Annotated in this window: 1 protein-coding gene; it reads right to left on the bottom strand. The window is 42.4% G+C overall.

Annotation, left to right across the window (positions count from 1 at the left end):
• Positions 1-120: 120 nt before the first annotated feature.
• Positions 121-1,335, bottom strand: a complete 1,215-nt coding sequence (locus HQN90_RS37985; protein ID WP_173227987.1) for an IS256 family transposase — start codon at positions 1,333-1,335, stop codon at positions 121-123.
• Between the last annotated feature and the right edge of the window lie 104 nt (positions 1,336-1,439).

Genomic DNA, 1,439 nt, shown 5'->3' with positions numbered 1-1,439 from the left:
GGTAGCGTCAAGAAGTTTGTGTAATAGGTCTTGTAGGGTTATTCATCGGGACGATGAATAGGTTTATTGTCTGAACGAATTCAGGGGGATCCCCCTGAATTTTTTGGATTTAAATCCCATTTATTTGAGTTCTTCTTTTTCCTTGCTCTCAGGATTTGGAATGGTAGGATACCTTTTTTCAAAAAGCAACGACAATGCCTCTCTCGTTTCGGGATCATTAAATCCTGTAATAACTCGGTTACCCCATCTTTCATTGTGAGCAATCGTATCCAAATAGATTATTTTTTCAGCAGCTTCAACATTGGTTAAGCTATTCATAGGACGTAATCTTTTCCTAAATTCTTTATTGGTACGCTCGATCGGATTAGACGTGTAAATGGCCTTCTTTATCTTTGCCGGATATTTGTAAAACGTCAGCAGCGTAGGTAGATTGGTCTCCCATGACTCAATCTCCTTGGGGTACATCTTCCTCCACTTCGCCTTCACTGTATCAAAACAAGCCTTTGCTACCTCCAAATCCGGGGCATTGTAGATCGTCTTTAAATCATTCAGAAATTCCGTCTTGTCTTTTACTCGAATCTTTGGAAAAGTATTACGAACCTTGTGAACAACGCAGTGCTGCACATCGGCCTTTGGGTAGGCTTCTTTAAATGCATCTTCAAGGCCGATCAGCCCGTCAAATACACCTAAGAGTACTTCTGTCGCCCCACGTCGTTTGAGGTCTCCCAGCACTTCACGCCAACCATTAGCACTTTCTTTGCCGCCAATATAGAAACCCAGAATATGCCTGTAGCCTTGTTCGTTAATGCCCATAACCAAATAAACGACTTCACTATCAACCGTGTCGCGTTTCAAGTTAAAATAGAAGCCGTCTAAATAAATCACCGAATACCGTTTCTCCAAAGGGCGTTCTTGCCAACGCTGTACGTCTTCTAGTACGGTACTGGTGATGTTACTAATGGTGGTCGGCGAGTACTGCGTGCCAAACATGCCTTCGATAAAACGAGCTACATCACGAGTGCTCATGCCGCCTTTATACATATGAATGACGGCCTCTTCAAGCCAACCATCACGCCGCTGGTACGGCTCAAAAAGCTGAGTTTGGAAGTTCCCCTTACGGTCTCTTGGAACTTTCAATTCTTCGATTTTCCCATACCGTGTATCGAGCGTGCGCTCGTAGTAACCGTTCCGGCTATTACGAATTTCTGGCTGTTGTTCCACTTGAAGAAATTGATTCATTTCTTCTTTCATGATGAGCTCAAGTTTTTCTTGGATCATCGTTTTCACAAGATTTTCTAGTAGATCATTTAAATTATTTTGGGGTATAGTAGTCATTGAGTAGGGCTCCTTCTTGGTGGTGTGGTAATCCCGAGAATACCCTACTTTTTTGTCATTTGCCTATACTCCAAATGTTGGTACACAAACTATTTTACTTCATC

The sequence above is a fragment of the Paenibacillus alba genome (assembly GCF_013204855.1).
Lineage (GTDB): Bacteria > Bacillota > Bacilli > Paenibacillales > NBRC-103111 > Paenibacillus_E > Paenibacillus_E alba.
This window is presented reverse-complemented; position numbering and strand designations above follow the sequence as displayed.